The sequence below is a fragment of the Pseudomonas sp. AN3A02 genome (assembly GCF_011765255.1).
Classification (GTDB): Bacteria; Pseudomonadota; Gammaproteobacteria; order Pseudomonadales; family Pseudomonadaceae; genus Aquipseudomonas.
This window is the reverse complement of sequence record NZ_JAARNI010000003.1, coordinates 31369-56935: the sequence shown is the minus strand read 5'-3', so window position 1 is coordinate 56935 and position 25567 is coordinate 31369. Positions and strand designations below refer to the sequence as shown.

Here is a 25567-nt window from a genome sequence, read left to right as displayed (position 1 = left end):
GTTATTACGCAATTTACGGGTTAACCGATGCTATTCAACCAATCGTCACGCCTGGCCAAGATCACCAGCCCCCTGGGGCCGGATGTGCTGCTGCTCAATGAAATGGGCGGCGGTGAAGAGTTGGGGCGGCTGTTCAATTTTGAACTGCAGTTGACCTCGCTGGACGCCAACATCGACCTCAACCAGTTGCTGGGCAAGCCGATGAGCCTGAACCTGCAACTGGCGGACGGTGGCGAGCGGCACTTCCACGGCATCGTCGCCCGCTGCAGCCAGAACATCGACCAAGGCCAGTTCGCCAGTTACCAGGTGACCCTGCGCCCATGGTTGTGGCTGCTGAGCCGCACCTCCGACTGCCGGATTTTCCAGAACCTGAGCATCCCGCAGATCATCAAGCAGGTGTTCCGCGACCTGGGTTTTTCCGACTTCGAAGACGCCTTGAGCCGGCCGTACCGCGAGTGGGAATACTGCGTGCAGTACCGCGAGACCAGCTTCGATTTCGTCAGCCGCTTGATGGAACAGGAAGGCATCTACTACTTCTTCCGCCACGAGCAGGACCGCCACGTGCTGGTGCTGGCCGATGCCTACGGTGCCCACGCCAACGTGCCCGGCTACGCCTCGGTGCCTTACTACCCCAAGGACGAGCAGCAGCGCGAACGCGACCATATGCACAACTGGCACTTGGCGCAGGAAGTACAGCCTGGTTCCCTTGAGCTCAACGACTACGACTTCCAGCGCCCCAGCGCCAGCATCGACGTACGCTCGGCCATGCCGCGCCCGCACACCGCCGGCGATTACCCGCTGTACGACTACCCCGGCACCTACGTCAAAAGCGAAGACGGCGAACACTACGCACGCACCCGCATCGAAGCCCTGCAAACCCTGCACGAACAAGTGGAGTTCAGCGGCAACGCACGGGGCCTGGGTTCCGGCCACCTGTTCAGCCTCACCGGCTTCAGCCGCCGCGACCAGAACCGCGAATACCTGATCGTCGGCGCCCGCTACTACATCTCCCAGGAAAGCCTCGAAAGCGGCGGTGGCGCAGCCTCGGCCCAGTTCGAAAGCACCCTGACCTGCATCGACGCGCAACAGAGTTTCCGCCCGCTGGCCAACACCTACCGGCCCATCGTCAAAGGCCCGCAGACGGCGCTGGTGGTGGGCCCCAAAGGCGAAGAAATCTGGACCGACCAATATGGCCGGGTCAAGGTGCATTTCTATTGGGACCGTCACGACCAGTCCAACGAAAACAGCTCGTGCTGGATTCGTGTATCGCAGTCATGGGCCGGTAAAAACTGGGGCTCCATGCAGATTCCACGGATTGGTCAGGAAGTGATTGTGAGCTTTCTCGAGGGTGATCCGGACCGGCCGATCATTACCGGCCGCGTGTACAACGCCGAGCAGACGGTGCCTTACGACTTGCCGGAAAACGCCACCCAAAGCGGGATGAAGAGCCGCTCCAGCAAAGGCGGCACGCCGGCCAACTTCAATGAAATCCGCATGGAGGACAAGAAGGGGTTGGAGCAGTTGTACATCCATGCCGAGCGTAACCAGGACATCGTGGTTGAGGTGGATGAAAGTCATTCGGTGGGGCATGACCGGAACAAGAGTATTGGGCATAACGAGACGGTGACGATTGGCAGTAACCGCCTGCGGGTTGTGCGCAACAACGACACCGTGATTGTGGGCGGTGCCAAGTCTGACAGTGCCGCCACGACCTACACCATCGAGGCGGGCGACAGTATTCGCCTGGTGTGCGGCGCCAGTGTGATTGAGCTCAAGGCCGGTGGAGACATCAACCTGACCTGTGGCTCGTTCAACCTGTTTTCCACCGGCAGCAGCAAAATCCAGACGAAGGGCAAACTGGATATCAACCTGGGCAACGAAAAGGGCACGGTGCCCGGTGCCCAAGGCGTGCAAAGCACGATCAAGTCCGCCGTCGAATCAAAATTCCCTGGCAAGCCCGGCGCTGGTCAATAACGAGATTTCTCCACCATGAATTACCTGATCAACGAAGCCCAATTCACCCTGCCCGATGCAGAGGTGCAGGACACCTCGATCAACATTCTCAAGTTCGCCAAGCTGGGCACCACGCTGGTGGTCAGCCGCAGCCCGTTGGCAGATGGCGAGACCTTACACAGCAACTTCGAGGGCCAGCTTAAAAAACTTGAGCAGCAAGTCAAAGACCTTCGTTATTCGCCGGCGCAAGCCGTCAAGGTGGGGCCAGCGCAGGACATCGACGCCTTTGAGGTGCAGAACCGTTTCAACAAAGGCAGTGACAATATTTACCAATATCAGCTGGCGATGCAGATACCCGGCACACGCCGCTTGATTGCCCTGAGCTACGTTAAGACCCAGCCCCTGGGGCCTGCCGAAGCGGCACATTGGGCAACGCTCAAGAACACGCTTAACTTCGTCGCCACGCCCTGAGTAGAGTCTGAACAATGAGTGAAGACCTCTGGGCTGCCCGCGAAGGCGACGCGCTGCTGCACACCTCGGTGATGGCCGATATTCTCGGCGGCGTGCTGGAAGTGGCGGCCTATGCCGCACTCACTACCGTGGGCTGCCTGGCCGTTGCAGGGGCGGTTTTCCTCGCGACCGGTGCGACCATCGCCACAGGCGGCGTTGCATTGGTTTTGGTAGTGGGGGCAGTCGTTGGGATCACCGCAGGGCTCACAGGGGCCGACCTGAAAATATCCAGTTGGTGCGAGTCCGCCGCCAACTGGGTTTTCCCGCCGGTGATCGATGCCTTCATCACCAGCGGTTCGGACAACGTCTTCATCAATGGCAAAAAAGCTGCCCGCGCCGCTGGCAAGATGACTGCTGTTCCGGTCGCACCCAGCGAACCGCCAGCCCCCAGCTTCCTGGACATGGCCGGGGAGTTTTTCTCACAGATGTGGCGCCCGACCGTCGCCTCCCCCGCCCCTGGCACCGAGCCTTGCCCGCTGGACACTGTGGCATGCAACAAGCACCCGCCCATGCCCCTGCAATTCATTGCCGAGGGGTCCAGCTCGGTGTTCATCAACGGGCAGCCTGCGGCACGCAGTGGCGATCGCAGTACGTGCGACGCCAAGATTGGTACAGCCCCGGGCCTGATCTCGCCGGATGTGCGCATCGGTGGCGGGACCATCGTGGTGCAAGAGATTCGTAGCGGCAAGACGCCGGGCGTGGGTTTGGCGATTGCGGTGGTGATGGCGTTGCGGGGTAACGTGAAGTGTTTCTGGACCAAGCTGCCGTGCCTGGTTGGTGGCTTGGTGGTGGGCGGTGCCATTTCTTATGCAACCAGCAAGGTTACCTCTGCGCTCAAGAGCGCCATGAATGGCTCGCCCAATCCGGTTCACAGCGCGACCGGGGCCAAGGTCCTGGGTGGGGACGAGGAACTGGATTTCGTGCTGCCGGGTTTGCTCCCGATAGATTGGCAGCGTTTCTACAGCAGCCTCGACACACGCCAGGACGGTCTCTTCGGCGCGGGCTGGAGCGTTGCGTATGAAGTGTCGATTGAGATAGATGCAGACGAAAACCTGCTCTACATCGATGAGCAAGGGCGCCGCCTGGAGATCGGCTACATCCCCTTGTCCGGCGGAGCATTCGACCCGGGCGAAGGCCTTGCGGTCAGGCGCAGTGCCGACGGCGCGGTATTGATCGAGAGCATCGACGGCCTGTATCGCCTGTTCGAGCCCGACCCACTGAACAGCGCGCGGATGCGTCTGCAGCTGCTGGGTGATCGCAATGAAGGGCGGATCTTTCTCGACTACGACACTCAGGGGCGGCTGTATCGCCTGCGCGACACTCATGACTTGATGCACGTCGAGCTGAGCTACTCGACCGAATATCCACGGCGCGTGAGCCACATCGAACGGCGTTACCTGCGCCAGGACCATTTCGATGCGCGCAGCGACGTGCTCGTCAGCTACCGCTATGACAGCAACGGCGACCTGGCTGAAGTGTTGGACGTGCAAGGTACCACCCTTCGACGCTTTGCTTATGACAATGGCCGGCGAATGGTCGAACACCAGTTGCCGAGTGGCCTGCGCTGCTTCTATCAATGGAGTGCAGTGACCGGACCCCACGGTGACGAGTGGCGCGTGAGCCGCCACTGGACAGATGCAGGCGATGAATACACCTTCGACTACGATCTCGACGCAGGCATTACCCGCGTGACCGATGGCCTGATGCGCGTCAGCACACGAGAGTGGAACCCGCAGTACCAGATCACTCGCTACGTCGACAACCTGGGCCATACGTGGCAGTTCGAGTGGAGCGAAGATCGCCAGTTGCTCGGCGCGATTGACCCGCAAAACGGTCAGTGGCGCTTCAATTACGATGAGTCCGGCAACCTGAGCGCGGTGATCGACCCGCTGTCCAGAACCAGCGGCACGCAGTGGCTCGCGCACTGGGCATTGCCCCAAGTAGAGACCGACCTTGCGGGCAACAGTTGGCATTACCGCTACGATCAGCGAGGCAACTGCATCGAGGAAATCGACCCGCTGGGCAATAGCACGCGCTATGTCTACGACGGGTTCGGTCAACCGGTGCGCATCATCGATGCCACGGAAAAAACCAAAACGCTGCATTGGAACGAATGGAGCCAACTGGTCGAAGCGGTGGATTGCTCGGGTTATCCCACCCGTTATCAATACGACGCCTTCGGCAATCTGGTGGTGCAGACCAATGCGGAAGGTGAGTCGGTTCGCTACCGGTACGGTCCTCAGGGGCTATTGCTGGAATGCCAGCTCCCGGATGGCCGCGTGGAACAGTTCCAACGCAGCGCCAGCGGTTACCTGACGGCCCATGTCGACCCGGCCGGCAGCACCACGCGCTATGCCTATGACCTGCGTGGTCTGGTCAAACAACGCTGGGATGCGCATAACCGCACGGTCATGTTCGACCATGACGCCTATGGCCGACTGCGCAAGCTGACCAATGAGAACGGCGAAAGCTACCGCTTTGAGTGGGACGCGTCCGACCGCATGGTGCGGCAGCAAGACCTCGACCAGAGTCGGCGTTGCTACACCTATGACCCGATGGATGATGTCGTCGCCGTGGACTACCTGCCGGGGACGGAAGGCGAGCCGGTAGCGCCGTTGTCACACCAATTTCAGCGAGATCCGGTTGGACGCCTGGTCAGCAAAGTCACCGCCGACGGCACCACCGTTTACGAACATGATCTGAACGACCAACTGGTCGGCGTCACGTTCACCGCGCTTGACGGTCGGCAGCAGCGACTCGGCTTCAGCTACGACGCGCTCGGGCAACTGCTGGAGGAGCAAAGCACAGCAGGTTCCTTGCAGCATCACTACGACGAATTGGGGAACCTGATTCAGACCCAGTTGCCCGACGGTCGATGGCTGAACCGCCTCTACTACGGCAGCGGTCACCTGCATCAGTTGAATCTCGATGGAAAGGTCATCAGCGACTTCGAGCGTGATCGTTTGCACCGCGAAGTGCAGCGCACTCAAGGTCAACTCAGAACGAACACCGCGTATGACCGCAGTGGAAGGGTTCGCTCGCGCCAGCGCCGCAGTATTGACCAACCGTGGCAGTTGCCGCCGTTGGTTGAGACTGACTACAGCTACGATCCCAGCGATAACCTGATCGGGCGTCGGCGTGTTGACCGTGTTCATGATCGTCAAGAGCAGTTGGGTTACGACAGTACCGACCGGATTCTTGTCTGCCACCAAGTGGGAAGGAGCGAAACCTACTCCTATGACGCCGCAGCCAATCTACTGGATAGCCCGCATCAGGGGGGCCTTGTACGGCATAACCGGCTGCTCACCTATCAGGACAAGCGTTATCGATACGATGCCTTGGGTCGTATGATCGAAAAACGCAGTAGCATCCGGGGTTTTCAGCGCTTTGCCTACGACGCTGAAAGTCGCCTGGTTGAAGTGCGAAATGAGAGCGGCAACGTGGTCAGGATGAGCTATGACCCACTGGGGCGACGCGTCGAAAAAACAGAGCATGACGACAATGGCAATCCACTGGGCCAGACGCGTTTCATCTGGGATGGTTTACGCCTATTGCAGGAACACAAACACAGCCAGACCAGCCTTTATGTTTATGAAGGGGAAAGCTACGAGCCTCTAGCCCGAATAGACGGTACCGGGTCGCTGCAAAAAATTCGCTACTACCACAATGATCTGAACGGGCTCCCTGAGCAGTTGACCGAGACCGATGGACACAACCTCTGGCAGGCCAGTTATCAAGTGTGGGGCAATACGTCGGAGGAGGTGCGCGAGCCTTACTACCTTGAAGAGCAGAATCTAAGGTTTCAGGGACAGTACCTGGACCGGGAGACGGGGCTGCATTTCAATACATTTCGGTTTTATGATCCGGATGTGGGCCGTTTTACAACGCCTGACCCTGTCGGGCTGGCAGGAGGTTTTAACCTTTATCAGTATTCTCCTAACCCTTCGGGATGGATCGATCCGTTGGGGTGGGCACCTTGCGGCGCAACAACTAGCAAGCTTCAGGCACACGCCAATGCCGCTAGAAAGGCCGTTTACAGTAATCCTCAAAGGTCTTTGACCCCAAAACAAAGAGCAGCAGTAAAACGAGCCTATGACAGAGGCGATCTCGGACAAGCACGCTCACGCTATCGTCGGTATGTAGGGCAGCGAATAGATGCAGACTTCAAAATCAGAGTGAAAAATGATCCGTCACTTGGGCATTTGGAGGTGTCAAAATCAGGGCAACGTCTACCCGATGTGTATGAAACTAAAACTAAAACCTGGTGGGATCTCACGACGAAGGCTGACTGGAAAAGAGGAACGCATCAGCGGCGTTATGGGGACTGGGGCAATGGTTATGAAGGAATATTATGGTGAGTGACAAAATTCCATCAAAAGTACTGTCCGGCGTTTCGCAGGAAGGACTCGTTTTGCCTAAAAAAACGCGTTTTGAAAACGAGCTTATCAGTGGTTGCAAATTAAAAAACGCAAAACTCTGCGATCCGATTTTTGACCAATGCATTTTGGAAAATTGCGACTTTGAAAAAGCTGACTTTTCCGGCTCGCGATTCTTCAATAAAACATCCTTGACCGATTGCTCGTTCAAAACTACAAGTTTTCAAGGATCAGGTTTCAGCAATAGCAAATTTGAGAACTGCACGTTTGTGAAGTGCGACTTTCGAGAAGCGTCCTTGAAGGATTGCACTTTTGCCAACTGCACATTCTCTCAGTGCAAAATTATTGATAATTCATTTAATGTAAAAAATATATCCACCATTAAATTCGCTGGAAAACTCCAGGAAGTTAATTTCATATCAGATCAACCCAGCACGCCACTTTCTGCTGACTTTGAACTTTGCAAACTTGATTATGTAACCTTTGAAAACTGCAACCTGGAAAATATAACCCCACCCGCCGAGGCCAAACACATTTTCTTCAAAGATGTGGCAGTTCGTGCGAAAAAAGCACTCACTATCATATCTGCAGAACCTGAAAGCCAGATCAATAAGATATTGAAGCGACGACTATTAAAACTTACAACTCAACGCGGAGCTGTCTTCAATATTGAAAACCTCGAAGATTATGAGGGCGAGGAATTCACCTCACGATTTATTTCACTTCTTCAAGATGCTTAAATTATAAAAGGGAAAGATTTGTTTAGATTAAATGACCATTAGATAAATTGAATAATCCGCCCCCTTAACCCTGATATGAGGAAGCGATATGAAATTGGTCTCAATTCGCGATGCTCTCTCTTCACCAGAGAACAACCCGCAAGGGTGGTTCTACTTACCTCCAGATGCCGCGCAGTGGAGCGCTGAGACCTTAGGTGTATTTTCACTCGATAGTTCGGATTTCCCGCCTGACTCCGACGACTATTTGCCGAAACAGGCGAAAGAGGACGGTTGGATTGCAACGCTGGAAACCTCAGCAATCGAGGACGTAGTCGACAATGCAAAAGATCAGCTGCCAACAGTAAGTGTTGCAGACCTATTCAAAGCGTTTGTTTTCTATTTCGAGAATGACGCGTTTATCGAGTACTAAGCCGGTCTCATTAACCGGACGCAACGTTCAAAAAGCCACAAAAAATGGGCACCCGACCCAGTCGGCGTGCCCATTTTTTATCCCGCGCTCACACTCGCATGTGCGTAGCGCAGGCTTCTTTACTTACGGATTGACGCTGTCTTTAAGCGACTTGCCTGGCTTGAACGCAACGGTGTTGCTCGCCTTGATTTTCACCGGCTCGCCGGTTTGCGGGTTTTTGCCGGTGCGGGCGCCGCGGTGGCGCTGCAGGAAGGTGCCGAAGCCGACCAGGGTGACGCTGTCCTTGCGATGCAGCGCGCCGGTGATTTCTTCGAGTACGGCGTTGAGTACGCGGTTGGCCTGTTCTTTGGTCAGGTCTGCTTTTTCAGCAATAGCGGCTGCGAGTTCTGGTTTACGCATAAGTGAAGCCTCTTTGACGGTTTTTTGTTGTTATGTCCGTGCTGCTCTCTTTCGGAGCAGCGCCCAAGGCGCCGCAGGCTCTACTCTGCGGCAGACGGGAGTGAGGATGGCATGCCATCGGGGCCTGCGCCAGTCTCACGGCGACCTTTCTGTGGGCAAAATGATGCTTATTCCGACAGAACGACCAGCATTTACGCCAGCAGCGGCGGAAGTTCTTTGTTAAGGGCCAGTTTTTCCATCACGGCCGTGCCGGTCAGGGCGTAACCCAGCAGGCGGCCACTGGCGTCGCGGCACAGGGCCTTGATGTCGCCGCCCTGCCCTTCGACGCTCCACACACCTTCGGTGCCCCGTGGCGGTGGCGAGACGACCAGCGGGCAGACCGGGGTTTTTACTGTGACAGGCATCGGCCCGTAGCTGACAGCGGTCGCGTTGCCCGCCAGCGTCTGCGCCAGGGCGCGGGCGCAACTCATCAGGGGCATTACGTACAGCAGGTTCAGGCCATCTACCTCGGCGCAGTCGCCCAGGGCGTAGATGTTGGCGTGGGAGGTCTTGAGGTGGCGGTCGACCATGATCCCACGGTTGATCTGCAAGCCGGCGGCGGCGGCCAGATCGACACGGGGGCGCAGGCCGATGGCAGACACCACCAGGTCGCACTGGATCACTTCGCCATCAGACAGGTGGGCTTCCAGGCCGTCAGCGTTGCGCTGCAGGCGATTGAGCACCGGGCCCAGGTGGAAGCGCGCCCCCAGGCCTTCAAGCCCGGCCTGCACCGCTGCAGCCGCCGCCGGGTGCAGCAGGGTCGGCATGACTTGCTCGCACGGCGCCACCAGGTCGATCTCGTAGCCACCGAGGATAAGGTCGTTGGCGAACTCGCAACCGATCAGCCCGGCGCCCAGCAACAGCACCCGGCGCTTACCGGCCGCCGCCGCGCGAAAGCGCGCGTAGTCTTCAAGGTCGTTGATCGCGAAAATCAGGTCAGCAGCGTCGCCCTGTACCGGCACCCGCACGGTTTCTGCGCCCCAGGCCAGGATCAGGTCGCGGTAGATCACCGCCTCCTCACCGATCCACAAACGCTTGTGACCCGGGTCGATGCCGCTGATGCGGGTGTGGGTGCGCACTTCGGCCTTGAGTTGCTCGGCCATGGCGCCCGGTTCAGCCATGCTCAGGCCGTCGGCTTCCTTGTTCTTGCCAAAACCGGTGGAAAGCATGGGCTTGGAGTAGGAGCGCCCGTCATCTGCGGTGATCAGCAACAGCGGGGTTTCGCTATCAAGCTTGCGAAACTCCCGAGCCAGGTTGTAACCGGCCAAACCCGTGCCGACGATCACGACAGGTGCGTTCATTCCTTTCTCCTTGTAGTACGGTTCTTGAATTGCTTCTTAAATCAGCCGATTTCGATCATTTCGAAATCCATTTTGCCCACGCCGCAGTCCGGGCACAGCCAGTCTTCGGGGACGTCCTGCCACAGGGTGCCCGGCGCGATACCGTCATCCGGCCATCCGTCTGCTTCGTTGTAAATCAGGCCACAGACGACACATTGCCACTTCTTCATTACTTGCTTCCTCAGGGTCCAGGCGTGTTGGCCGACAGTCGATAGATGAAACCTTGCCGTGCGGCTCAGGGCGTTTTGTACTGATCAGCAGGCGCAGATGCAAGCATGATCGACGCATGGGCCTGGCGCGTCCCGGCAAAAGTCCAGGGCACCATGGTAAGCTCGCCGCCTCATTAACTGCCAATAATGACCCTCCGTGCCGCATTCAAACGCCCTTCCCGATGCTTGCCGATGGCTGACCCAGAGCCTTCTGAGCCCACTGCCCGCGCCGCTGACACTCAACTGGCTGTTCGATGAAGGTTCGCTGACCCGGCGCCTTACATGTCTGTCCAGCGATGGCTTCAGCGTGACGCCGCTGTTCGAAGGCTGGCAACCGCTGCGAGACGACGAATGCGCCGCCCTGGACCTGCCCGCCGCCAGCATCGGCTGGGTGCGCGAGGTGTATTTGCGTGGCCATGGCCAGCCGTGGGTGTTTGCCCGCAGCGTGGCGGCCCGCAGCGCCTTGCAAGGCGACGGTTTGCACATGGATGAGTTGGGCAGCCGGTCGCTGGGGGAGTTGCTGTTTTGTGACCATGCCTTCACGCGCCAGCCGATCGAGGTATGCCGCTATCCACGGCAATGGCTGCCTACTGCGGACCAGGTCGATAACCTGTGGGCGCGCCGCTCGCGCTTTGATCGCGGGCCGCTGAGCGTGCTGGTGGCGGAGATTTTCCTGCCGACCCTGTGGCAAGCCGTGCACGACCATCCGGAGAATTGCTGATGTACCAGCGCCTGCTCAAATCCCTGAATCGCTTGAACCCCAGGGCCTGGGACTTCATCCAGTTGACCCGCATGGACAAGCCCATCGGCATTTATCTGCTGCTGTGGCCCACGCTGTGGGCGCTGTGGATTGCCGGCAAGGGTTCGCCATCGCTGCTTAACATCGTGATTTTTGTACTCGGCGTGGTACTGACCCGGGCCGGCGGTTGCGTCATCAATGACTGGGCCGACCGCAAGGTCGACGGTCACGTGAAACGCACCGAACAGCGGCCGCTGGTGAGCGGCAAGATCAGCTCGAAAGAGGCGCTGGTGTTCTTCGCGGTGCTGATGTTCATCAGTTTCCTGCTGGTGCTGCTGACCAATTCCATGACGATCTGGCTGTCCCTGGGCGGCCTCGCGCTGGCGGCCAGCTATCCATTCATGAAGCGTTACACCTACTACCCGCAGGTGGTATTGGGCGCGGCGTTCTCGTGGGGCATGCCAATGGCGTTCACCGCAGAGACCGGTAGCCTGCCTGCCGCAGCGTGGCTGCTATACATCGCCAACCTGTTGTGGACGGTGGGTTACGACACCTATTACGCAATGACTGATCGCGACGATGACCTGAAAATCGGGGTCAAATCTACCGCCATTCTGTTTGGCGAAGCCGACCGGGTGATCATCCTGAGCTTGCAGGGTCTGGCGCTGGCTTGCCTGTGGCTGGCGGGGATGCGCTTTGAGTTGGGTGGCTGGTTCCACCTGGGCTTACTGGCGGCGGCCGGGTGTTTTGCCTGGGAGTTCTGGTACACCCGGGACAAGGACCGCCTCAAATGCTTCAAGGCGTTTTTGCACAACCACTGGGCCGGGTTGGCGATTTTTGTCGGGATTGTGGCGGACTACGGGTTTCGGTGAAGGGCCACGCCCCTCACCGCTAGCAGGTTGACTCAGGGCTTGGCGACCTTCCAGGCCCCGTCCATTTTGCCGTCACCGGTCATATCGCCGGCCTTCTTGTCCATAATGAAGGTGTAGAGGGGCTTGCCGCTGTAGGCCCATTGGCTTTTCTGGTCGTCACGGGTGATGACGGTCCACTTGCCCATGGGCTTGTCGGTGGATTCGGCCATCAACGGCGGCCAGTTGGTGGCGCACTTGTCATTGCACATGGATTTGCCATCAGCATCCTTGGCAAAGGTGTAGAGGGTCATGCCTTTGTGGTCCACCAGCATCCCGTCCTTGGTCATCGCCGGGTCTGCCGCAAACGCCAGTGTCGGCAGCGTTAACGCGGCCGTTACCAGCAGGGTTTTCCAGGAAAAAGTACTGTGAGTCATGGGAACCTTCCTTTTGTGGTTGTCAGGATTCGGACCCCAAGCGTAGTCCAGAGAGGCGCCGAATGCCTAAGCGACTAAATTACTGTCACACGACTGCAATAATTCCGTTATCTAATGCGGCGCAAGACAGTTAAATGACAAGAGGATTTAGCATGGTTGGCAGGAGCATTCTGATCGTTGACGACGAAGCGCCCATTCGCGAGATGATCGCCGTTGCGTTGGAAATGGCCGGCTATGACTGCCTGGAGGCGGAGAACTCCCAGCAGGCCCATGCCATTATCGTCGACCGCAAGCCGGACCTGATCCTGCTGGACTGGATGCTGCCCGGCACCTCCGGCATCGAATTGGCCCGCCGCCTGAAGCGTGACGAGCTGACCGGGGATATCCCGATCATCATGCTCACCGCCAAGGGCGAAGAGGACAACAAGATCCAGGGCCTGGAAGTCGGCGCCGATGACTACATCACCAAGCCCTTTTCCCCACGGGAACTGGTCGCCCGTCTGAAAGCCGTTCTGCGCCGTGCCGGCCCAACCGATGGCGAAGCGCCTATCGAAGTCGACGGCCTGATTCTGGACCCTATCAGCCACCGCGTGACCATCGACGGCAAACCCGCCGAGATGGGCCCTACCGAATACCGCCTGCTGCAATTTTTCATGACCCATCAGGAGCGCGCCTACACCCGCGGCCAACTGCTGGACCAGGTCTGGGGCGGCAATGTGTATGTGGAAGAGCGCACCGTCGACGTGCATATCCGCCGCCTGCGCAAAGCCTTGGGCGACGCTTACGAGAATCTGGTACAAACCGTGCGCGGCACTGGCTACCGGTTTTCCACCAAAGGCTGAGCCAGCCCGAACTGCCCAGACAGCTGAAAGGACGCGTGTTTAAGTGAACCAAAACTGGCATGGCACCCTGATCCGCCACATGCTCCTGCTGATCACCGGCTGCCTGCTGGTGGGCCTGGTCAGCGGCTTTTACGGCTGGAGCCTGGCCGTCGGCATCGGCCTCTATCTTGGCTGGACCCTCAAGCAATTGCTGCGCCTGCACGAGTGGCTGCGCCAGCACAAACCTGATGAAGCACCGCCCGATGGCTACGGCCTGTGGGGCGAGGTGTTCGACAGCATCTACCACCTGCAACGCCGCGACCAACGTGTACGCGGGCGGCTGCAGGCGGTAATTGACCGGGTCCAGGAGTCCACCGCCGCGCTGAAAGACGCCGTGATCATGCTCGACAGCGACGGCAACTTGGAATGGTGGAACCGCGCCGCAGAAACCCTGCTGGGCCTCAAGACGCCCCAGGACAGCGGCCAGCCGGTGACCAACCTGGTGCGCCACCCGCGTTTCAAGGAGTACTTCGAGCAGGACAACTTCGAAGAAGCCCTGGAAATTCCGTCGCCTACCAACGACCGCGTGCGCATCCAGCTGTACCTGACGCGCTACGGCAATAACGAACATTTGATGCTGGTGCGCGATGTCACGCGCATCCATCAGCTGGAACAGATGCGCAAGGACTTCGTCGCCAACGTCTCCCACGAACTGCGCACGCCGCTGACGGTGATTTGCGGTTATCTGGAGACGCTGCTCGATAACGTTGAGGACGTGAACCCGCGCTGGACCCGTGCCCTGCAACAGATGCAGCAGCAAGGCGGGCGCATGCAAACCCTGCTCAATGACCTGCTGTTGCTGGCCAAGCTGGAAGCCACCGATTACCCCTCTGACAACCATCCGGTGCCGGTGCAAAGCCTGCTGCAGACCATCAAGAGCGACGCCCAGGCATTGTCCGGGCAGCGTGAACAGCAGATTACCCTCGAAGCCGACCCGTCGATCCTGCTCAAGGGCAGCGAGGGCGAGTTGCGCAGCGCGTTTTCCAACCTGGTGTTCAACGCCGTCAAATACACCCAGGACAAGGGCAATATCCGCATCCGCTGGTGGGCCGATGACCAGGGCGCACACCTCAGCGTGCAGGACTCCGGAATGGGCATCGACGCCAAACACTTGCCGCGCCTCACCGAACGCTTCTACCGCGTCGACTCCAGCCGCAACTCCAACACCGGCGGCACCGGGCTCGGCCTGGCCATCGTCAAGCATGTGCTGCTGCGCCATCGCGCGCGGCTGGAAATCAGCAGCGTGCTCGGCCATGGCAGTACCTTTACCTGCCATTTCCCGCCGGCCCAGATGACACGCTCACGGGTCATTCATCAGGACGGGTGACCCTCCACCCGGCAGCCGCCACTAGGCAAGCGCCCCGTCAGCCGCTACATTGGCGGACTTGCGCCTGCCTTTCAGGCCCACCTGCTCACCCTTTTTGATTAGACGGAACCCGCAAAACCCCATCATGGACCCTTCCCCTGGCATCACCCTCGCGACACTCTTCGCCGACTTCGGCATGATTCTTTTTGCACTGATCCTGGTACTGCTCAACGGCTTTTTCGTTGCGGCGGAATTTGCCATGGTCAAACTGCGCTCGACCCGGGTCGAGGCCATTGCCCACAAAAACGGCTGGCGCGGGCAGATCCTGCGCACCGTACACAGTCAGCTCGACGCGTATCTGTCGGCCTGCCAGTTGGGTATCACCCTCGCCTCCCTGGGCCTGGGCTGGGTCGGTGAGCCGGCCTTCGCGCACATCCTCGAGCCGTTGCTGGGCGCGATCGGTGTGCAATCGCCGGAAGTGATCAAGGGCGTGTCGTTCTTTGCCGCCTTCTTCGTGATCTCGTACCTGCACATCGTGGTCGGTGAGCTGGCGCCCAAGTCCTGGGCCATTCGCAAGCCTGAGTTGCTGTCGCTGTGGACCGCCGTGCCGCTGTACCTGTTCTACTGGGCCATGTACCCGGCGATCTACCTGCTCAACGCCAGCGCCAACGCCATCCTGCGCATCGCCGGCCAAGGCGAGCCTGGCCCGCACCACGAGCACCATTACAGCCGTGAAGAACTGAAACTGATCCTGCACTCCAGCCGTGGCCAGGACCCGAGCGACCAAGGCATGCGTGTATTGGCCTCCGCCGTGGAAATGGGCGAGCTGGAAGTGGTCGACTGGGCCAACTCCCGGGAAGACCTGGTGACCCTGGACTTCAACGCTCCGCTCAAGGAAATCCTGGCGCTGTTCCGTCGCCACAAGTTCAGCCGTTATCCGGTGTACGACGCGGTGCGCAACGAGTTTGTCGGCTTGCTGCACATCAAGGACCTGCTGCTGGAACTGGCGGCCCTGGACCACATTCCCGAATCGTTCAACCTCGCCGAGCTGACCCGCCCGCTGGAGCGCGTATCGCGCCATATGCCGCTGTCGCAGTTGCTTGAGCAGTTCCGCAAAGGCGGCGCGCACTTCGCTCTGGTGGAAGAAGCCGACGGCAAGATCATCGGCTATCTGACCATGGAAGACGTGCTGGAAGTGCTGGTCGGTGACATCCAGGACGAACACCGCAAGGCCGAGCGCGGCATCCTCGCTTACCAGCCGGGCAAGCTCCTGGTGCGTGGCGACACGCCGCTGTTCAAGGTGGAGCGCCTGCTGGGCGTCGACCTGGACCACATCGAGGCCGAAACCCTCGCCGGGCTGATCTACGACACCCTGAAACGGGTGCCGGAAGAGGAAGAAGTGCTGGAAGTCGAAGGCCTGCGGATCATCATCAAGAAGATGAAAGGGCCGAAGATCGTGTTGGCCAAGGTGCTGTTGCTCGACTAGCCGCCCCTTTAGGAGCGAGCTTGCTCGCGAAGGACGTTAACGATAACGCTGGGATCCTGACACCCGGCAGCGCCCTCAGGTTTTTCGCGAGCAAGCTCGCTCCTACAAAAGCCTTATCGCGGGCCCAATGCAAAATTGGGCAACGCCTGCACCGGCTGGTTGAATTCATAGGGAATCGACACCAGCCCCAACGCCGTCGTGCGTTGCACCACAAAATGCAGATGCGGCCCGCTGCTGTTGCCGGTATTACCCGACAGCGCCAGCGGGCTGCCCACCGCCACTCGCTGCCCTTCCCTGACGCTGACCGACCCTTGCTTGAGGTGCAGGTACACGCCCTGCGTGCCGTCATCGTGCTGCACCCGCACGAAATTGCCCGATGGATCACTGCCGCGCCCGGATTGGGTGTTCTCGGTTTTCAGCACCAAACCTGCGCGTGCCGCAATGATCGGTGTGCCTTCGGGCATGGCGATGTCCATCGCGTAGCGGCTTTTGAGCTCGGAGTGGCTGAAGGTACCGTTGGGGCCTTGGGTGAGACGGAACGGGCCGCCACGCCAGGGCAAGGGATAACGATAGGAAACGGATTGCGACGGATATACAGGCTTGGGAATCACCCGAACCTGATACACAAACGCCTGCGCCCCGGGCGTGTACCGGTCGCTGAAGACTACAACGCCGTCAGCGTCGATGGATTTGTAGAGGGTCATGGACATCACCGGCATGACGACGGCGAACAATCCCCAAAACAGCAGTGAGCGCACGAGCATCGGGTTGGCCTGCCAGAGACGACGGGATGGCAGGCTAACAAGGGATCATGACAGTGCTATGTGACCTCAGGCCAGCAGTGGTGTGAAGCAGATATCCACGTCCATATGAGCCGCAGCGGACAGGTTAACCAAGGCATCCAGCGAGAATTTGTCGATCTTGCCGCCCAGAACATCATTGAGGCGCGGCTGACTGATGTGAAGTCGATGGGCTGCGTCCTTCTGGGAAAGCTCCCAGCTGCGAATGGTTTTGCACAGTTCCTGAAGGAGCTTTGAGCGCAAACGCATGTTGGCTGCTTGCTGGGGAGTATCTTCCAGCGCATCCCAAACGCTGCTGAAACGTTCGGTTTGAAACTTTTGGTCTGTCATGGGCTTAACCTAACTCCTGCAGTCTGGCGCGAGCCAATTCAATATCCCGCATTTCGGTTTTCTGAGTGGTTTTGCGCAGCGCATGCAGCACATAGATTGCCTCCGGCCGATTGACCACATAAAAAACCCGGAACGCTCCTGACTCGTCGAAAATCCTGATCTCATGGACGCCGCGCCCGATAGTCTTCATCGGTTTGCAATCAAAAGGCTGCTCGCCCTGCTGCAAGAGGTCCAATTGAAAACCGACGGCTCGTCGCGCATCAAGTGGAAACGACTTGAGATCCTTGAGCGAGCCTCCCACAAACACCACGTCCTTATGCCTTGGCATCCACTTCTCTTGTTCTGGAAAGGAAAAGCGTAATAGACGATTCGGCTCAAGGAGCGGGCGGTATGTTTCAAGGCGTAGCGAACACTCGATAACGACAGTGCGTTAACGAGAGACTATATCGAAACCGATATAAATCAAGCCGAACACCGAGAATCAGACGGTTGGTCGATTCCCGATATTGGAAGAGAGATCACGCACCCGGCACAAAATGCTTCTGTGCGGTCCCGCGGGCGATCAGCCGCGAGATGTAGTCGAGCTTCTGCGCATCCTGGTCGATAAACCGGAAGGTCAGTTGCAGCCAGTCACTGTCAGGCTTGGGCTCGTAGGCCACGACGGCGTGCAGGTAACCGTTGAGACGGGCCACCTCGGCGTTTTCGCCCTGCTCCAGGTCGAGCACGGCGCTTTCCAGTACCTGAGGCAGGATTTCGCCGCGACGCACCACCAGCAGCGCCTCCTTGATGCTCAGGGCTTTGATCACGCATTGCTGGGTGCCACTGGACAGGCGCAGTTGGCCCTGGCCACGACCGCCGGCTGGCGATGCTGCCGGAGCAGCCTGCACCGGCGGGCTGTTGAGCAAGCCTTTGCTCGGTGCGGCCACCGCCGCCGGCTTGACCGCTTCAGGCTTGCCGCCGGTCAGGGCGCTCAGGGAATCGTTGCCGAACGCCGAGTTCATCTTGGTCGGCGCACTGGCGATCAGCGCGTCGAGGCGGCCGATCTTGTTCAGCGCCTGCTTGACCTTGTTCAGCAACTGCTCGTTGGTAAACGGCTTGCTGACGTAGCCGGAAACCCCGGCCTGGATCGCCTGCACTACGTTTTCCTTGTCGCCACGGCTGGTCACCATGACGAACGGCATGGCCTTCAAATGAGGCTGTTCTCGGCACCAGGTCAACAGTTCGAGGCCGGACATTTCCGGCATTTCCCAGTCACACAGCACCATGTCGAAGGTTTCGCGCATCAGGATGGCCTGGGCCTTTTTGCCGTTCACCGCATCTTCGATCTTGATCCCAGGGAAGTAGTTGCGCAGGCACTTCTTCACCAGGTCGCGAATAAACGAGGCGTCATCCACCACCAATACACTGACTTTGCTCATCGACCCTTCATCCTATAAAAACCCCGGCAAGCATAACGCTTCGCTGATGGCATTTCGCCAAAACTCTTCAGTCACGCCAGGACTTTACGTTACCCCGCCGCGCAAAATTCGTACGCCACAAACGAAAACGCCCGACCAAAGGCCGGGCGTTTATTTCTCGGGCAATCTTACTTATCGTCAGGAACGCCCGGAACATTAGGGATTTGATCAACCGTGCCTTCAACTTCGGCTTTCATGCGCTTGAGGCCCATGTGCCGCACGTCGGTGCCCCGCACCAGGTAGATCACCAGTTCCGAGATATTGCGTGCGTGGTCGCCGATGCGCTCCAGCGAACGCAGCACCCAGATGATGCTCAGCACCCGCGAGATAGAGCGCGGATCTTCCATCATGTAGGTCGCCAGTTCGCGCAGGGCGGTCTTGTATTCGCGGTCGATGATCTTGTCGTACTGGGCCACCGACAACGCCAGTTCGGCGTCGAAGCGGGCAAACGCGTCGAGGGCATCGCGGACCATGTTGCGCACCTGGTCACCGATGTGGCGCACTTCGACATAACCACGCGGCGCTTCGCCTTCTTCGCACAACTGGATGGCGCGGCGGGCGATCTTGGTGGCTTCGTCGCCGATGCGCTCCAGGTCGATCACCGACTTGGAAATGCTGATGATCAAACGCAGGTCGGACGCCGCCGGCTGACGACGGGCCAGGATGCGCAGGCATTCTTCGTCGATGTTGCGTTCCATCTGGTTGATCTGGTCATCGATCTCGCGCACTTGCTGGGCCAGGCCGGAGTCGGCCTCGATCAGCGCGGTGACCGCGTCGTTGACTTGCTTCTCCACCAGCCCGCCCATGGCCAGGAGGTGGCTGCGCACTTCCTCAAGCTCGGCGTTGAACTGCGCGGAGATGTGATGGGTAAGGCCTTCTTTGCTAATCATGTTGGCGTCCTTGGAACGTCCAGTAAGGTGCGGTCGACCGCAGCATCAGTTCAGTGAGCAACCAGCCACCTGCTAGCCGTAGCGACCGGTGATGTAGTCTTCGGTCTGCTTCTTCGCCGGGTTGGTGAACAGGGTATCGGTGTCACCAAATTCCACCAGTTTGCCCATGTACATGAACGCGGTGTAGTCGGAAACCCGCGCTGCCTGTTGCATGTTGTGGGTCACGATGACGATGGTGAACTTGGATTTCAGTTCGTAGATCAGCTCTTCGACTTTCAGCGTGGAAATCGGATCGAGTGCCGAGCAAGGTTCGTCGAGCAGCAGCACTTCCGGCTCCACGGCGATGGTGCGGGCGATCACCAGACGCTGCTGCTGGCCGCCGGACAAACCGAGGGCCGATTCGTGCAGACGGTCCTTGACCTCGTCCCACAGCGCCGCGCCTTTTAAAGCCCACTCAACGGCTTCGTCGAGGATGCGCTTCTTGTTGATGCCTTGGATGCGCAGGCCGTAGACCACGTTTTCATAGATGGTCTTGGGAAACGGGTTGGGCTTCTGGAACACCATGCCCACCCGGCGACGCAGCTCGGCCACGTCTTCACCCTTGCGGTAGATGTTGGTGCCGTAGAGATTGATTGCGCCCTCGACGCGGCAGCCGTCCACCAGGTCGTTCATCCGGTTGAAGGTGCGCAGCAAGGTCGACTTGCCGCAGCCGGACGGGCCGATAAAAGCGGTCACGCGCTGCTTCGGGATGTTCATGCTGACGTCGAACAGCGCCTGCTTGTCGCCGTAGTACAGGCTCAGGCTCGGGACTTCGATCGCCACGGTTTCCTGGGCCAGGCTCAGGCTCTGCTTGTCGCGACCCAGGGCTGACATGTTGATGCCGTGGGAATGGGTTTCATGTTGCATGGGATGCTCCCTGTGCTACCAATTCGTTTTGTGGGAGCGGGCTTGCTCGCGAAGGCGTCAGGTCAGTTGACCCATGTATTACTGATACACCGCATTCGCGAGCAAGCCCGCTCCCACATTTAGTCCGCGTTCACTTCAATTAACTGTCCAACGCTTTGTATTTTTCGCGCAGGTGGTTACGAATCCACACCGCCGAGAGGTTGAGCGTGGCGATCACCAGCACCAGCAGCAAGGCAGTGGCGTACACCAGCGGCCGCGCGGCTTCGACGTTGGGGCTCTGGAAGCCGACGTCATAAATATGGAAGCCCAGGTGCATGATTTTCTGGTCCAGGTGCAGGTACGGGTAGTTGCCGTCCACCGGCAGCGACGGCGCCAGTTTCACCACACCTACCAGCATCAGCGGCGCCACTTCACCGGCGGCACGGGCCACGGCGAGGATCATGCCGGTCATCATCGCCGGGCTGGCCATCGGCAGGACGATCTTCCACAGCGTTTCCGCCTTGGTCGCGCCCAGTGCCAAAGAACCTTCACGTACGGTGCGAGGGATCCGCGCCAGGCCTTCTTCGGTGGCCACGATCACTACCGGTACCGCCAACAGCGCCAGGGTCAGGGACGCCCAGAGCAGGCCAGGCGTACCGAAGGTCGGTGCCGGCAAGGCTTCGGCGAAGAACAGCCGGTCGACCGAGCCGCCCAGTACGTAGACAAAGAAGCCGAGGCCGAATACGCCGTAAACGATGGCGGGTACACCGGCCAGGTTGTTCACGGCGATGCGGATGATCCGCGTCAGGGTGTTCTGCTTGGCGTATTCACGCAGGTACACCGCCGCCAGCACACCGAACGGGGTCACGATCATCGCCATGATCAGCGTCATCATCACGGTGCCGAAGATCGCCGGGAAAATCCCGCCTTCGGTGTTGGCTTCCCGTGGATCGTCGCTGAGGAATTCCCAGATCTTGCTGAAGTAGAAGCCGATCTTGGTCATGTAACCCATGGCGTTCGGCTGGTAGGCATGCACCACCTTGCCGATGCCGATTTCGATTTCTTTACCGTTGGCATCGCGGGCGGTGAGGCTGTCGCGGTTGAACTGGGCATGCAGGTCCGCCAGGCGGGCTTCGATGTCCTTGTAGCGGTTGTTCAGTTCGGCGCGACCGCTGTCCATGTCGGCTTGAGCGGTGGCGTCCAGCTTGCCTTCCAGCTCCAGCTTGCGACCGTGCAGGCGGATGCGTTCGAGGCCGGCGTTGATTGCGCCGATGTCGGACTTCTCAAGGGTCTTGAGCTGGGCCGCGAGCTTGTTGACGCGGTCGACGCGGGCTTGCAGTTCCGGCCAGGCCGCCTCGCCTTCAGCGATGACCTTGCCGTCCTGCTTGACGTTGACCAGGGTGCCGTAGAAGTTGCCCCATTCACGCCGCTCGATAGCCATCAGTTCGACCGGCTTGGTCTGGTTGGTCAGCCACTCGCCGACGATCCAGGTGAAGTCGTTGCCGTTCAAGTCACGGTTGCCGACCTTGATCAGCTCGCGGGTCATGAACTCCGGGCCTTGGTCCGGCACCGGCAAGCCAGCGCTTTTCAGACGCTCGCGGGGCACTTCTTCTTTCTGCACCACTTCGCCGACGACGATATGGTTTTCCTGGCCCGGCACGTTGTAGCTGGCCTGGATGAGGTCGGCCGGCCAGAAGTGGCCCAAACCACGCACGGCAATCACGGCCAGCAAACCAATGGTCATGATGACCGCGATGGACACCGCGCCACCGCTGATCCAGACGCCCGGGGCGCCGCTCTTGAACCATCCATTCAGGGAGTTCTGTTTCACAGACTTCTACCTTTCTTAAAGCGACGAGTATTTCTTGCGCAGACGCTGACGAATCAGCTCGGCGAGGGTGTTCATGACGAAGGTGAACAGCAGCAGTACCAGCGCCGAGAGGAACAGCACGCGGTAGTGGCTGCCGCCGACTTCCGATTCGGGCATTTCCACCGCGACGTTGGCCGCCAGGGTGCGCAGGCCTTCAAACAGGTTCATCTCCATCACCGGCGTGTTACCGGTGGCCATCAGCACGATCATGGTTTCACCGACCGCGCGGCCCATGCCGATCATCAGTGCCGAGAAGATGCCCGGACTGGCGGTCAGGATCACCACGCGCGTCATGGTCTGCCATGGCGTGGCACCCAGGGCCAGGGAGCCCAGGGTCAGGCCGCGCGGCACGCTGAACACGGCGTCTTCGGCGATGGAGTAGATGTTCGGGATCACCGCGAAACCCATGGCCAGGCCGACTACCAGGGCGTTGCGCTGGTCGTAGGTAATGCCCAGGTCGTGGGAGATCCACATCCGCATGTCGCCGCCGAAGAACCAGGTTTCCAGGTACGGGCTCATGTACAGCGAGAGCCAGCCCACAAACAGGATCACCGGGATCAGGATCGCGCTTTCCCAGCCATCCGGAACCCGCAGGCGGATCGACTCAGGCAGGCGGCTGAAGATGAAGCCGGCGACCAGGATGCCAACCGGCAGCAGCATCAACAGGCTGAAAATCCCCGGCAAATGCCCTTCGACATACGGCGCCAGGAACAGGCCGGCGAAGAAGCCGAGGATCACCGTCGGCATCGCTTCCATCAACTCGATCACCGGCTTGACCTTGCGGCGCAGGCTCGGGGCCATGAAGTAGGCGGTGTAGATTGCAGCGGCGACGGCCAGTGGCGCGGCCAGCAGCATGGCGTAGAACGCGGCCTTCAGGGTACCGAAGGTCAGGGGCGCCAGGCTCATTTTGGGTTCGAAGTCGGTGTTGGCGGCGGTCGATTGCCAGACGTATTTAGGCTCGTCGTAGTTTTCGTACCAGACCTTGCTCCACAACGCGCTCCAGGAGACTTCCGGGTGCGGGTTGTCCAGCAGCAGCGGTTGCAGCTTGCCGCCGGCTTCGACGATCACCCGGTTGGCCCGTGGCGACATGCCGAAGATGCCAGTGCCGTCGACCACCGGGTCCACCAGCAACGTGCGATGGGCGGTGCTGTGGAACACGCCGAACTTGCCGGAGGCGTCGAGGGCGGTGAAGCCTTTGCGACGCTCTTCGGCGGCGATTTCAACGATAGGCGCGGTGCCCATCTGGAAGGTGCGGATCTGCTTCAGGCGTTGTTCGCCGTCCGGGTCGCGGGCCATGAACCACTGGGCCAGGCCGCCGCTGGAGTTACCGATGATCAGCGAGATGCCGCCCACCAACTGGGTGCTGGCCGTGACTTGCGCAACGCCGTCGTCCAACAATTTGTAGCGACCGTTGAGGCTGTTGTCCCTCAGGCTGAAAACGTCGGCCTGGGCGCGACCGTTGATCACGTACAGCCACTGCTGGCGCGGATCAACGAAGATGGCTTTCACCGGCTCGGTCATTTGCGGCAGTTCGATGCGCTTCTGCTCGGTGGTGACTTCCTCGGTCATCATGTTTTCTTCACGGCTGATGGACAGCACGTTCAGATGAGCACCACTGGAACCGGCCACCACCAGCGTCGAGTCGGTCGCGTTCAAAGCGACGTGCTCAAGCGCGCGGCCTTGTTCGTCGAGGACGATCGGCGTTTCGCCGTAAGGGTATTCGACGGCGGGCGAAATGGTCTTCTTGCCTTCCGGGTACGACACTTTATACGTGTGGCGGAACACCAAAGACTGGCCGTTGGACAGGCCGAGAATCACCAGCGGGCTGCCGGGCTGGTCTTCACCGATGGAGGCGACCGTCACACCGGCCGGCAACGGCAGGTCAACGCGCTTGAGTTCGGCACCCGTGTCAACGTTGAAGAACAGCGCCTGGCCCTTGTCGGAAACCCGCATGGCGACCTGGTTCTGTTCTTCCATGGAGATCATCAGCGGCTTGCCGGCGTCCTGCATCCAGGCAGGCGTCAGGGCGTCTTCCTTGGTCAGGTTGGCGCCGTGGAACAGCGGGGCGACCACGTAGGCGAGGAAAAAGAAAATCAAGGTGATAGCGCCCAGGACGGCAAGGCCGCCCACCAGCACGTACCAACGGGTCAGGCGATCCTTGAGCGCGCGGATGCGGCGCTTGCGTTGCAGCTCAGGCGTATTGAAATCAATGCGCTTGGGGGGAGAAGTCGTCGTCATGGTGGAATTGGCCAGATCATTCATGCGCACACCCTAGCGATCCTGTATGACAGAAAGATGACAATGCAGTGACGCAAGAAATCCGCCGCGTAGCAGGGCTGGCAGCGGATTAAAAAATGGGAGGCGAGGTCCAGGTCTTGCAGACCCCGCCCAGGCCTTGAACGGTGGGTGAACCCAGGTTCAAGGCAGGTTTACCGGCGGCTTATTTGCCACCCTCTTTCAGGCCCAGGTCAGCCAGTGCCTTGGCGGCAACTTTGGCTGGCAGCGGGATGTAGCCGTCTTTCACTACAACTTCCTGGCCCTGTTTGGACAGAACCAGCTTCACGAACTCGGCTTCCAGCGGGGCCAGAGGCTTGTTCGGGGCTTTGTTGACGTAGACGTAGAGGAAGCGCGACAGCGGGTATTTGCCGTTCAGGGCGTTTTCTTCGGTGTCTTCGATGAAGTCAGTGCTGCCTTTCTTGGCCAGGGCCACGGTCTTCACGCTGGCGGTTTTGTAACCGATGCCCGAGTAACCGATACCGTTCAGCGAAGAGCTGATGGACTGCACAACCGACGCCGAACCTGGTTGTTCGTTCACGTTAGGTTTGTAGTCGCCTTTGCACAGGGCTTCTTCCTTGAAGTAGCCGTAAGTGCCGGATACCGAGTTACGACCGAACAGTTGCACTGGCTTGTTGGCCAGGTCGCCGGTCACGCCCAGGTCGCCCCAGGTTTTGACATCAGCTTTGGCGCCGCACAGACGCGTCGAAGAGAAGATCGCGTCGACTTGTTCCATGGTCAGGTGCTGGATCGGGTTGTCCTTGTGCACGAACACGGCCAGGGCATCCACGGCAACCGGGATAGCGGTTGGCTTGTAGCCGTACTTCTGCTCGAAGGCAGCCAGTTCGGTGTCCTTCATCTTGCGGCTCATCGGGCCCAGGTTGGAGGTGCCTTCAGTCAGCGCAGGAGGAGCAGTGGCGGAGCCGGCGGCCTGAATCTGGATGTTGACGTTCGGGTATTCCTTTTTGTAACCCTCAGCCCACAGGGTCATCAGGTTTGCCAAGGTATCGGAACCAACGCTGGACAGGTTGCCCGACACACCAGTGGTCTTCACGTAAGCCGGAATTGCCGGGTCAACACCAGCGGCTACCGCGTTAGCGGTCGCAACGCCAGCAGCGACAAAAGTCATTGCCGCCATCAAACGTTTCAGTTTCATGCCTTGCTCCTAGCAGATAGGGATAGTTGGATCGGGGCCAAGTATCGGTAGGCCGTGTGAACACTCTATGTCTGGAATATGACAATTAGATGAAAGGCCAGCATTTATGAAAAAGCTGACAGGAAGGAGAAACTTCAATAAATCCGGGACTTGCGGGGAGTTTGAGGCGGGTTAAGCGGTGTTTCAGAAATACTCTGCAATCTATGACTGTTCCTACGCTACTGCGTAGGAAC

The 25567-nt window shown here is 59.3% G+C and carries 23 protein-coding genes; 10 read left to right on the top strand and 13 right to left on the bottom strand.

Annotated elements, in window-relative coordinates:
• Window positions 1-27 precede the first annotated feature (27 nt).
• From HBJ59_RS14740 to HBJ59_RS14720, 5 genes are all read left to right on the top strand, one after another.
• The gene (locus HBJ59_RS14740; protein WP_167663987.1) at window positions 28-1974 is read left to right on the top strand and encodes a type VI secretion system Vgr family protein; all 1947 of its coding nucleotides are present in this window, start codon (window positions 28-30) and stop codon (window positions 1972-1974) included.
• A 15-nt stretch (window positions 1975-1989) separates the two neighbouring features.
• Complete coding sequence (locus HBJ59_RS14735) at window positions 1990-2424, top strand: DcrB-related protein (protein WP_076013181.1); 435 nt, start codon at window positions 1990-1992, stop codon at window positions 2422-2424.
• Between the two features lie 14 nt (window positions 2425-2438).
• Entirely contained in the window at window positions 2439-6821 is a 4383-nt protein-coding gene (locus tag HBJ59_RS14730) for an RHS repeat-associated core domain-containing protein (protein WP_167663986.1), read from the top strand.
• On the top strand, window positions 6818-7579 hold the full coding sequence (locus HBJ59_RS14725) for a pentapeptide repeat-containing protein (RefSeq protein ID WP_178124271.1): 762 nt from the start codon (window positions 6818-6820) through the stop codon (window positions 7577-7579). Before HBJ59_RS14730 ends, HBJ59_RS14725 begins: the two co-directional genes overlap by 4 nt.
• Before the next feature lie 88 nt (window positions 7580-7667).
• The gene (locus HBJ59_RS14720; RefSeq protein WP_167663984.1) at window positions 7668-7988 is read left to right on the top strand and encodes a hypothetical protein; all 321 of its coding nucleotides are present in this window, start codon (window positions 7668-7670) and stop codon (window positions 7986-7988) included.
• 123 nt (window positions 7989-8111) lie between these two features.
• Here the strand turns inward: HBJ59_RS14720 and HBJ59_RS14715 are convergent, their stop codons facing one another.
• From HBJ59_RS14715 to HBJ59_RS14705, 3 genes are all read right to left on the bottom strand, one after another.
• Window positions 8112-8387 carry an HU family DNA-binding protein gene (locus HBJ59_RS14715; protein WP_003213368.1) on the bottom strand — a complete coding sequence of 92 codons (276 nt, stop codon included), beginning with the start codon at window positions 8385-8387 and terminating at the stop codon, window positions 8112-8114.
• Between the two features lie 191 nt (window positions 8388-8578).
• On the bottom strand, window positions 8579-9727 hold the full coding sequence (locus HBJ59_RS14710) for an NAD(P)/FAD-dependent oxidoreductase (RefSeq protein ID WP_167663983.1): 1149 nt from the start codon (window positions 9725-9727) through the stop codon (window positions 8579-8581).
• A 41-nt stretch (window positions 9728-9768) separates the two neighbouring features.
• The gene (locus tag HBJ59_RS14705; protein ID WP_032856748.1) at window positions 9769-9936 is read right to left on the bottom strand and encodes a rubredoxin; all 168 of its coding nucleotides are present in this window, start codon (window positions 9934-9936) and stop codon (window positions 9769-9771) included.
• 196 nt (window positions 9937-10132) lie between these two features.
• Here HBJ59_RS14705 and HBJ59_RS14700 point away from each other — a divergent pair, with 196 nt between their 5' ends.
• Together HBJ59_RS14700 and ubiA are read left to right on the top strand one after the other, a co-directional pair.
• Window positions 10133-10696: a chorismate lyase gene (locus tag HBJ59_RS14700; protein WP_167663982.1), complete on the top strand. Its 564-nt coding sequence runs from the start codon at window positions 10133-10135 to the stop codon at window positions 10694-10696.
• Window positions 10696-11586: a 4-hydroxybenzoate octaprenyltransferase gene (gene ubiA, locus HBJ59_RS14695; protein ID WP_167663981.1), complete on the top strand. Its 891-nt coding sequence runs from the start codon at window positions 10696-10698 to the stop codon at window positions 11584-11586. Before HBJ59_RS14700 ends, ubiA begins: the two co-directional genes overlap by 1 nt.
• Window positions 11587-11618: 32 nt before the next feature.
• Here ubiA and HBJ59_RS14690 read toward each other — a convergent pair whose 3' ends face one another.
• Window positions 11619-11999, bottom strand: coding sequence for a hypothetical protein (locus HBJ59_RS14690; RefSeq protein WP_076013187.1), 381 nt, complete (start codon window positions 11997-11999; stop codon window positions 11619-11621).
• Between the two features lie 152 nt (window positions 12000-12151).
• Between HBJ59_RS14690 and phoB the strand changes: the two genes are divergently transcribed.
• The 3 genes from phoB to HBJ59_RS14675 all read left to right on the top strand — a co-directional run bounded on the left by phoB (window position 12152) and on the right by HBJ59_RS14675 (window position 15672).
• The gene (gene phoB, locus HBJ59_RS14685; protein ID WP_003195617.1) at window positions 12152-12841 is read left to right on the top strand and encodes a phosphate regulon transcriptional regulator PhoB; all 690 of its coding nucleotides are present in this window, start codon (window positions 12152-12154) and stop codon (window positions 12839-12841) included.
• Window positions 12842-12884: 43 nt separating this feature from the next.
• Window positions 12885-14207 carry a phosphate regulon sensor histidine kinase PhoR gene (phoR, locus tag HBJ59_RS14680; protein ID WP_167663980.1) on the top strand — a complete coding sequence of 441 codons (1323 nt, stop codon included), beginning with the start codon at window positions 12885-12887 and terminating at the stop codon, window positions 14205-14207.
• A gap of 124 nt (window positions 14208-14331) precedes the next feature.
• Entirely contained in the window at window positions 14332-15672 is a 1341-nt protein-coding gene (locus HBJ59_RS14675) for a hemolysin family protein (RefSeq protein ID WP_076013189.1), read from the top strand.
• A 113-nt stretch (window positions 15673-15785) separates the two neighbouring features.
• Here the strand turns inward: HBJ59_RS14675 and HBJ59_RS14670 are convergent, their stop codons facing one another.
• The 9 genes from HBJ59_RS14670 to HBJ59_RS14630 all read right to left on the bottom strand — a co-directional run bounded on the left by HBJ59_RS14670 (window position 15786) and on the right by HBJ59_RS14630 (window position 25334).
• The gene (locus HBJ59_RS14670) at window positions 15786-16436 is read right to left on the bottom strand and encodes a M23 family metallopeptidase (protein WP_167663979.1); all 651 of its coding nucleotides are present in this window, start codon (window positions 16434-16436) and stop codon (window positions 15786-15788) included.
• 66 nt (window positions 16437-16502) lie between these two features.
• Complete coding sequence (locus HBJ59_RS14665) at window positions 16503-16802, bottom strand: helix-turn-helix domain-containing protein (protein ID WP_167663978.1); 300 nt, start codon at window positions 16800-16802, stop codon at window positions 16503-16505.
• Between the two features lie 4 nt (window positions 16803-16806).
• A complete protein-coding gene (locus HBJ59_RS14660; protein WP_167663977.1) occupies window positions 16807-17130 on the bottom strand; it encodes a type II toxin-antitoxin system RelE/ParE family toxin in 324 nt (107 codons plus the stop codon).
• Window positions 17131-17320: 190 nt separating this feature from the next.
• Window positions 17321-18220 carry a response regulator gene (locus HBJ59_RS14655; RefSeq protein WP_167663976.1) on the bottom strand — a complete coding sequence of 300 codons (900 nt, stop codon included), beginning with the start codon at window positions 18218-18220 and terminating at the stop codon, window positions 17321-17323.
• Window positions 18221-18387: 167 nt separating this feature from the next.
• Window positions 18388-19149 (bottom strand): phosphate signaling complex protein PhoU, encoded by a 762-nt coding sequence (gene phoU, locus HBJ59_RS14650; RefSeq protein WP_076013194.1) that lies wholly within the window; start codon window positions 19147-19149, stop codon window positions 18388-18390.
• A 72-nt stretch (window positions 19150-19221) separates the two neighbouring features.
• The gene (pstB, locus tag HBJ59_RS14645; RefSeq protein ID WP_076013195.1) at window positions 19222-20055 is read right to left on the bottom strand and encodes a phosphate ABC transporter ATP-binding protein PstB; all 834 of its coding nucleotides are present in this window, start codon (window positions 20053-20055) and stop codon (window positions 19222-19224) included.
• A 139-nt stretch (window positions 20056-20194) separates the two neighbouring features.
• On the bottom strand, window positions 20195-21865 hold the full coding sequence (gene pstA, locus HBJ59_RS14640) for a phosphate ABC transporter permease PstA (RefSeq protein ID WP_076013196.1): 1671 nt from the start codon (window positions 21863-21865) through the stop codon (window positions 20195-20197).
• A 15-nt stretch (window positions 21866-21880) separates the two neighbouring features.
• Entirely contained in the window at window positions 21881-23914 is a 2034-nt protein-coding gene (locus HBJ59_RS14635) for an ABC transporter permease subunit (protein ID WP_173860312.1), read from the bottom strand.
• A gap of 430 nt (window positions 23915-24344) precedes the next feature.
• The gene (locus HBJ59_RS14630) at window positions 24345-25334 is read right to left on the bottom strand and encodes a phosphate ABC transporter substrate-binding protein PstS (RefSeq protein ID WP_076013198.1); all 990 of its coding nucleotides are present in this window, start codon (window positions 25332-25334) and stop codon (window positions 24345-24347) included.
• Between the last annotated feature and the right edge of the window lie 233 nt (window positions 25335-25567).

Bases quoted from the DNA above. Each gene is read 5' to 3' on its own strand.
- pstB (WP_076013195.1), bottom strand. From the start codon at position 20,055: ATGCAACATGAAACCCATTCCCACGGCATCAACATGTCAGCCCTGGGT.
- HBJ59_RS14690 (WP_076013187.1), bottom strand. From the start codon at position 11,999: ATGACTCACAGTACTTTTTCCTGGAAAACCCTGCTGGTAACGGCCGCG.
- HBJ59_RS14715 (WP_003213368.1), bottom strand. From the start codon at position 8,387: ATGCGTAAACCAGAACTCGCAGCCGCTATTGCTGAAAAAGCAGACCTG.
- ubiA (WP_167663981.1), top strand. From the start codon at position 10,696: ATGTACCAGCGCCTGCTCAAATCCCTGAATCGCTTGAACCCCAGGGCC.
- HBJ59_RS14705 (WP_032856748.1), bottom strand. From the start codon at position 9,936: ATGAAGAAGTGGCAATGTGTCGTCTGTGGCCTGATTTACAACGAAGCA.
- phoB (WP_003195617.1), top strand. From the start codon at position 12,152: ATGGTTGGCAGGAGCATTCTGATCGTTGACGACGAAGCGCCCATTCGC.
- HBJ59_RS14720 (WP_167663984.1), top strand. From the start codon at position 7,668: ATGAAATTGGTCTCAATTCGCGATGCTCTCTCTTCACCAGAGAACAAC.
- HBJ59_RS14670 (WP_167663979.1), bottom strand. From the start codon at position 16,436: ATGCTCGTGCGCTCACTGCTGTTTTGGGGATTGTTCGCCGTCGTCATG.
- HBJ59_RS14655 (WP_167663976.1), bottom strand. From the start codon at position 18,220: ATGAGCAAAGTCAGTGTATTGGTGGTGGATGACGCCTCGTTTATTCGC.
- HBJ59_RS14665 (WP_167663978.1), bottom strand. From the start codon at position 16,802: ATGACAGACCAAAAGTTTCAAACCGAACGTTTCAGCAGCGTTTGGGAT.
- HBJ59_RS14675 (WP_076013189.1), top strand. From the start codon at position 14,332: ATGGACCCTTCCCCTGGCATCACCCTCGCGACACTCTTCGCCGACTTC.
- HBJ59_RS14730 (WP_167663986.1), top strand. From the start codon at position 2,439: ATGAGTGAAGACCTCTGGGCTGCCCGCGAAGGCGACGCGCTGCTGCAC.
- HBJ59_RS14630 (WP_076013198.1), bottom strand. From the start codon at position 25,334: ATGAAACTGAAACGTTTGATGGCGGCAATGACTTTTGTCGCTGCTGGC.
- HBJ59_RS14735 (WP_076013181.1), top strand. From the start codon at position 1,990: ATGAATTACCTGATCAACGAAGCCCAATTCACCCTGCCCGATGCAGAG.
- HBJ59_RS14635 (WP_173860312.1), bottom strand. From the start codon at position 23,914: ATGCAGGACGCCGGCAAGCCGCTGATGATCTCCATGGAAGAACAGAAC.
- HBJ59_RS14740 (WP_167663987.1), top strand. From the start codon at position 28: ATGCTATTCAACCAATCGTCACGCCTGGCCAAGATCACCAGCCCCCTG.
- HBJ59_RS14660 (WP_167663977.1), bottom strand. From the start codon at position 17,130: ATGCCAAGGCATAAGGACGTGGTGTTTGTGGGAGGCTCGCTCAAGGAT.
- phoU (WP_076013194.1), bottom strand. From the start codon at position 19,149: ATGATTAGCAAAGAAGGCCTTACCCATCACATCTCCGCGCAGTTCAAC.
- HBJ59_RS14710 (WP_167663983.1), bottom strand. From the start codon at position 9,727: ATGAACGCACCTGTCGTGATCGTCGGCACGGGTTTGGCCGGTTACAAC.